The sequence below is a fragment of the Rhodococcus sp. NPDC059968 genome (assembly GCF_042738615.1).
Taxonomy (GTDB): Bacteria; Actinomycetota; Actinomycetes; order Mycobacteriales; family Mycobacteriaceae; genus Rhodococcus_F.
The window spans coordinates 1-6,594 of record NZ_JBHWUE010000206.1; the positions used below are offsets into that span (position 1 = coordinate 1).

The window sequence follows — 6,594 nt, forward strand, 5'->3', positions numbered from 1 at the left end:
GATGACCCACGACTACAAGCGTCACGGCACCACCACCTTGTTTGCCGCGCTCGACGTCCTTACCGGCAAGGTGATCGGCCAGTGCCTGCCGCGCCACCGTCACCAGGAGTTCTTGAGATTTCTGCGCACCATCGACCGTGAGGTGCCCAAGGACTTGGAGATCCATCTGATCCTGGACAACTACGCCACCCACAAGCACGAGAAGGTCCGGGCTTGGCTCGATAAGCATCCACGGTTCCACCTGCACTTCACTCCCACCTCCTCCTCGTGGCTCAATCTCGTCGAACGTTGGTTCCGAGAGCTGACTGATAAAGCTCTGCGGCGCAGGGTCTTTCACTCCGTACCGCACCTCATCGCCTCCATTGAGGAATACCTCGATGCCCACAATGAAAACCCCCGACCATACGAATGGACCGCGACCGCCGAATCCATCCTCGCCAAGGTTGCGCGCGGCCGCGTCGCACTGGAAAAGATCAGCTAAATCAGAGACACACCACTAGACCGAGGTGGCGGTTCGGTTCGGTTCCACTTGTCGGAGACGGCCTCGCCGTCCTCGCGTCGCGTCTATGAAGGCCATCAACAGCGCCAGCAGCATGAACCCCGACGCGGTCAGCAGGGCGTCGGAGACCGCTCTCGCGTAGTCGTGACCGCCGAGGATGAGGGCGTGGTAGTAGGTCGCGGTGAGCGCCGCGGTGCCGATCGCCGCGCCGATTCGTTGGGCGGTCTGCACCGCCCCGCCCGCCGCACCGGCCATCCTCACCGGCACGTGCTGCAGTGTCAGCGTCATGTTGGGCGAGGTGACCATGCCGCCGCCGAGCCCGGCCACGAGCAGTGGCCCGACGATTGCCCACGCCGGAGGATCTCCGGTGGCGTGGCGGAGCACGAGCGCGGTCGCGATCAGCCCGAGGACCGTCGCGGTGAGCCCGCAGAGAGTGACCCAGCGTCCGAACCGGGACACGAGTCGGCCCGCGATCACCGCGGAGACGGCGACCCCGATCGCGAACGGCGTCACGGTCAGACCCGAGCGCAGCGGCGAGTACCCCAGCCCCTCTTGGAAGTACAACGCCAACACCAGCCAGATGCCGGTGAACCCGACGAAGTAGACGAGGGCGATGCCGGTTCCGGAGGCGTAGCCGGAGGTGCGCAGGAGCCGCGGGTCCAGCAGCGGTTGGCGCCCCTTGGCTACGGTCCGCATTTCCCACCAGCCGAACACCGTCAGCAGCAGCGCCGCCGCACCCCACAGCCAGGACAGCCGGCTCAAACCGCCGCTGTCCGCCTCGACCACGGGCACCAGCAGGCTCAAGATGGCACCGCCGAGCAGCAGTGAGCCGATCAAGTCCAGGTGGGTATCGCGCACACCGCCACCGGTCGTAGCGGGTACGAGACGGGCGGCCAGCACGAGCGCGACCAGGCCGATCGGCACATTGACGTAGAACACCCATCGCCAGGCGTCCCGATCGTCGCGCCGAGCACCCCGAACGCACGGCCGCGCTCGGCGCCCTGGAACAATTCCTGGATCAGGCCGGAGTTCTGCGGGATGAGCATGCCGCCGGCGACCCCTTGGAGCAGCCGCGCGGCGATCAGCGGCCCGGCGGTCGGTGCTGCGCCGGTCAGTGCACTGGTCACCACGAATGCAGTAAGCGCGACGAGGAACATCCGGCGCCGGCCGAGGGAATCGCCGAGCCGGCCCGCGGACACCAACGTCAGCCCCAGGCTGAGCGTGTACCCGGACACCACCCACTGCGCGGTCTGTGGCGCTACGGCGAGCCCGTGCTCGATGGACGGCAGCGCAACATTGACGATGCTGACGTCGAGGAGAATCATGAACGCCGCGAACTGAGTGACCGCCAGCGCCCGGCATCGGCCCCTGCGCGAGGGAAGTCCTCCGGGAGCGCCCGATCCTCGGTCGATGCTTTCGCAGCAATCCGTCTGGGCCGCCCCGATCGTCCAACCACCTGACTCATCGAGTCGATCCTTTCATCGGTGGGTATACCAGCAGCCCAACACCCCTCCCCCACAAGTCGACTCACCCGTCGTGCGGACGCACCGAACCCCGTGCGCACCGGGGCGAGGATGCGGATCCTCGTGTCCTGAGACCCGTGCTCTTCGGCGGCGCTCGGGATCTGAAGCATCACCGCCGGCCGCCGCGGCGCAACGGCCGGACCCGCCGATTCCTGCTGACCGCCATGCTGTTAGAACGACCGCATCGTGGACGCCGACGCCGACTCAGTCGATACCGCGATTGCTCGGCACATGCCGGCGGGACGCTCCTTCGCTGAACTGCGTTGCACGAGCACGTCGCCGCCGAGTCTGACGAGCCCGTCATCAGCATCGAGGTCGATCTGCGCGGCCGCCGTGTTCGCGTGCGTGGCCGATGTTGGTCAACTTCGAGCGCTGAGGTGTTCGTGCGCCCGGTGCACCGTTTGGGGATCGGACCTGCCCTTACAAGCTGCCGGTGCCCCAACCTCCGCCGAAGCCCGGGTCCCAGCCCACACCCCAGCCCGGGTTCCAGCCCCCGCCCCAGCCACCGCGATCGCCCCCGCCCCAGCCACCGCGATCGCCCCCGCCCCAGCCACCGCGATCGCCCCCGCCCCAGCCGCCGGGATGGCCCCCGCCCCAGCCTCCGTAGCGGGCGTGGTCGAAATGCCCGGCCACGGCTGTCGGCGCGGTCGCGATCACCGCCGGCTGAGCCGGAAGGGGATCCGCCGCGGCCGTCGGTGCGGCGGCGATGGCGACTGCGGCAGCGCCCGCCACCAATACCGGTGTGATGTAGGTCAGTTTGATTCGCATGGTGGTTCTCCTTCGATGGCTCCAACTGAACGCATTTCAGCATTGCGCTGCGGCGAACACCTGTCATCACCGCTGATACCCATCACTGCTCCCCACCAGCTGGAATCGGTAAGTACCTGCCAGCATGCAGCGCCGCGACAAACCCAACCGATTCTGCGATCGGTGACAAATGCCGCAGGATGCGGTCTCTGCCCCCGCTACCAGCGCAAGAACGCGCGCGATACATCAACTGCCGCAAGATCGCTTCGGCCCGCGCCAGCGACCAAAGATTCGCATGCTTACCGAAGCCGACCGTGCCGCCCCGGTAGGTGATCTCCTCCGGCCACGTGCGTAGGGTTCGTCGACGCGGCTCATGGCGGCGAATCCACCACGACCCACCGCACCGCGGTGCGCCACGCAGCTAACGGATTACGATGGCGAGCGCGCTTCCATCCTTCCAGCTACCTGGAACCCCGGCCCCCCGCTGGCTGGGACGCGGCGACAGCCGACCACGGCTAACGTCGGATGACATGGTTACTCTCGGAAGCACCGACCTCGACGTCTTTCCTATCTGCTTCGGCGGCAACGTGTTCGGATGGACCGCGGACGAGCCGCAGTCCCGCGCCGTCCTCGACGTCTATACCGCAGGGGGCGGCAACTTCATCGACACCTCGAACTCCTACCTCATCGAGCACGGTCGCTCCGAGAGGATCATCGGACGTTGGATGACCGACCGAGGCAACCACGACCGCATCGTCGTGGCCACCAAGGTCGGCGGCGGCCGCGAACCGGTCCGCAACCTGCGCGCGGAGACGATCAAGCGTGAGGCACACGCCTCGCTTGAGCGCCTGCAGACCGACCACATCGACCTCTACTATGCGCACTTCGACGACGAAGAGACGCCGCTGGAGGAAACGCTGCACGCCTTCGACGCGCTCGTCCAAGAGGGCACGGTGCGCCACCTCGGCGCCTCCAACTACACGCCGGAGCGGCTCAACTCCGCCCTCGACCTGCAGCGCACACACGGGCTCGCCGAGTTCACCGTCCTGCAGCCGCACTACAACCTCGTCGAACGGAACTTCGAGGCCACGCTGCTGCCCGTCGCCGACGCCTGGGACCTCGCCGTGCTGCCCTACTACGCACTGGCGAAGGGTTTCTTGACCGGCAAGTACCGGCCGGGCAGCGAGGTCGTCGAGTCCGACCGCGCCGAGGGTGCGCGCGCGTATCTCGACCAGGGTGGTGCCGCGGTGCTCGCGGCACTCGACGAGATCGCCGCCGCCCACGACACTACGGTGCCCGCCGTCGCACTCGCCTGGCTGCTCGCCCGCCCGCGGGTCGTCGCCCCGATCGCCAGCGCGCGCACCACCGAGCAGCTCGCGCAGATCCTCCCCGCCGCCACGCTGGCGCTGACACCCGCCGAAATCGACCGACTGTCGGCCGCCACGCAAACAGCGTGAGCTGGGGCGACCAGACTGGCACGAAATCACGGCTAGCGAAAACTACTGAGACACGGGCACTGTCATGTTCCGGCAGGAATAGAGACTCTTGGATTCAAGCTGCTTGATGCCATCGCACATCTTCTCGGAGATCCTGTCCACCCGGGCACATCAACACCGACGACCAGCCTTCCACCAACAGCAGCGGTCGCCCCCGCCTTAACCTGGATCCGTGGAGACTACGCCGGCCGTAACGGCGTGTGAATGACGAAAGCGCCTCCCGTAGTGAGACAATCAAGATTCTCACATCACAATTGTCCACATACGGAAAGGCACTTTCAGTGCAATCATCGCACACGTTCACGAATGGGTCCGCGGTGTTCGACGAATACAATCTCGTGTCCGCGGCAGGGTTGGTCCCGGGCCTCGAACTCGCCGAACAGGCCGGCCTGTCGGAGCTGATCGACGCCCATGTCGCCCTCACCTCCACGCGGGTGGCCTCGGGCGCGGCGAACCCGGTCGGGAAACTGACCTCGATCATCGCCGGAATGTGTACCGGAGCCGACTACATCGACGACATGAACCTGCTCCGGGCCGGCGGGATGCCCACCCTGTTCGACCAGATCTACGCACCGTCGACCCTGGGAATCTTCCTGCGCGAGTTCATCTTCGGGCACATCCTGCAGCTCGGGGCGGTGCTGCGCCGACACCTGATCGCCCTCGCCGCCCGCACACCGCTGCTACCCGGCATCGAAGACCGGGCGTTCCTCGACATCGACTCACTGCTGCGCCCGGTGTACGGGCACCAGAAACAAGGAGCGTCCTACGGACATGCCAAGGTCTCCGGCCGAACCGTGCTCCGCAAAGGGGTCTGAACCCGCTGGTCACCACGCTGTCCACGGCGCAGGCGGCGCCGGTGGTCGCGGAGATGCGGCTGCGGCCGGCAAGACCGGCTCCGGCCGCGGCGCCGCCTCCCAGCTGCGCTCGGCGATCACCACCGCCCGCGCCTGCGGGGCGACGGGCAAGATCATGGCCCGCGGCGATTCGGCATTCGGCAACAAGTTCGTCGTCGCCGCCGCCATCGCCGCCGGCATCGAGTTCTCGCTGGTGATGACCCGGAATCCGCGGATCACCCGGGCGATGGAGAGCATCGACGAGCGGGAGTGGGTGCCGGTGCACTATCGAAGGTGCGGTGACCGACCCCGACACCGGGGAGCTGATCTCCGACGCCGAGGTCGCCGAAATCGAGTACACCGCGTTCTCCGGCCGCCACCAGGTCACCGCCCGCCTGATCGTGCGCCGCGTCAAGGACGCCAACTACCCCGACGCGTTGTTCCCGGTCTGGCGATACCACCCCTTCTTCACCAATTCCGACCTGCCGACCGTCGACGCCGACCTCACCCACCGCAAACACGCGATCGTGGAAACGGTGTTCGCGGACCTCATCGACGGACCACTCGCTCACATCCCGTCGGGGCGTTTCGGCGTGAACAGCGCCTGGACGCTCTGCGCCGCGATCACCCACAACCTGCTGCGCGCCGCCGGCACCCTCGCCGGCAGCTGTGACGCCGTGCCCCCCGGGGCCACGCTGCGCCGGCACCTGGTCAACGTACCGGCCCGATTCGCCCGGCCAGCACGCAAACCCGTCCTCCACCTACCCGCGCACTGGCCGCGACAAGCCAACTGGACAACTCTCTGGGACAACATCATCGACTACGAACCGCCACAAGCGGCCTGACCCCGACACCCCGGCCACCGGCCCCGACCGAGGAACACCGAACGTGGATAAGCTGACAACCCGGTCAGCAGATCAGCCACGCCCCGAACACCGTCGCCCATCGGCATCACCAAAGAATCGACCCGAAAATCACCGAGATCACCGATCCACGGATTGAGGCTTAGATGCTGTGTGACAGGGCTCGGCGATTCCTTCGGGGAAGTGGTAAGTCACGCTGTGCGGTCTGGCGGCTTTGAGCGAAATCGATTCATCGACGATCCCTTGAACACCAGCACTCCGCCGCCGCTGCGTGGATCTGCCCCGGCGTCCCGAGACCCGTCGACATTGACACGCACGCTCATACTTGGGTTCAATTTCAAACGGGCGCCTTCGCGGCAGGAGTCGGCGAGTCAGCGGCTTCGTGAAGGGGTCCAACGTGACCTACTTGCTTCGGCAACATGGCGCCGTTCTTCTTCAACGGAAGCGTGACCGTGAAGTGACGTGACCGACAGAGGCCTCCCGTCGCCGTCGACAAGCGTTTCACCCCGCATCCGCATACCCGCGCGCTGGCGGACACCTAGTACACTGTCGCGGCTAAGTATTGGGATATAGATGGCGGAGCTTGATGCGGGCGTCGTCGGTGGTGAAGTGCCACTGGACCTGACGTTGATC

At 66.5% G+C, this 6,594-nt stretch carries 4 protein-coding genes and 2 pseudogenes; 3 read left to right on the forward strand and 3 right to left on the reverse strand.

Annotated features, from left to right (window positions below; translation table 11 throughout):
* Nucleotides 1-481 (forward strand): annotated as a pseudogene (locus ACFWAY_RS52775) (IS630-like element ISRjo2 family transposase); the annotation flags it as partial.
* Between the two features lie 15 nt (nt 482-496).
* Here the strand turns inward: ACFWAY_RS52775 and ACFWAY_RS52780 are convergent.
* The 3 genes from ACFWAY_RS52780 to ACFWAY_RS52790 all read right to left on the reverse strand — a co-directional run bounded on the left by ACFWAY_RS52780 (nt 497) and on the right by ACFWAY_RS52790 (nt 2,790).
* A complete protein-coding gene (locus ACFWAY_RS52780) occupies nt 497-1,438 on the reverse strand; it encodes an MFS transporter (RefSeq protein ID WP_378516398.1) in 942 nt (313 codons plus the stop codon).
* The gene (locus ACFWAY_RS52785; protein WP_378516399.1) at nt 1,333-1,824 is read right to left on the reverse strand and encodes an MFS transporter; all 492 of its coding nucleotides are present in this window, start codon (nt 1,822-1,824) and stop codon (nt 1,333-1,335) included. Before ACFWAY_RS52785 ends, ACFWAY_RS52780 begins: the two co-directional genes overlap by 106 nt.
* 618 nt (nt 1,825-2,442) lie before the next feature.
* Nucleotides 2,443-2,790: a hypothetical protein gene (locus tag ACFWAY_RS52790; protein ID WP_378516400.1), complete on the reverse strand. Its 348-nt coding sequence runs from the start codon at nt 2,788-2,790 to the stop codon at nt 2,443-2,445.
* A 509-nt stretch (nt 2,791-3,299) separates the two neighbouring features.
* On the opposite strand from ACFWAY_RS52790, the gene ACFWAY_RS52795 reads away from it, so the two are divergent.
* A complete protein-coding gene (locus ACFWAY_RS52795) occupies nt 3,300-4,226 on the forward strand; it encodes an aldo/keto reductase (protein WP_378516401.1) in 927 nt (308 codons plus the stop codon).
* 320 nt (nt 4,227-4,546) lie between these two features.
* Nucleotides 4,547-5,943, forward strand: a pseudogene (locus ACFWAY_RS52800) (IS1380 family transposase).
* Nucleotides 5,944-6,594 lie beyond the last annotated feature (651 nt).

Excerpts from the sequence above, each read along its gene's own strand:
- ACFWAY_RS52785 (WP_378516399.1), bottom strand. The coding sequence starts at position 1,824 with ATGATTCTCCTCGACGTCAGCATCGTCAATGTTGCGCTGCCGTCCATC.
- ACFWAY_RS52790 (WP_378516400.1), bottom strand. The coding sequence starts at position 2,790 with ATGCGAATCAAACTGACCTACATCACACCGGTATTGGTGGCGGGCGCT.
- ACFWAY_RS52795 (WP_378516401.1), top strand. The coding sequence starts at position 3,300 with ATGGTTACTCTCGGAAGCACCGACCTCGACGTCTTTCCTATCTGCTTC.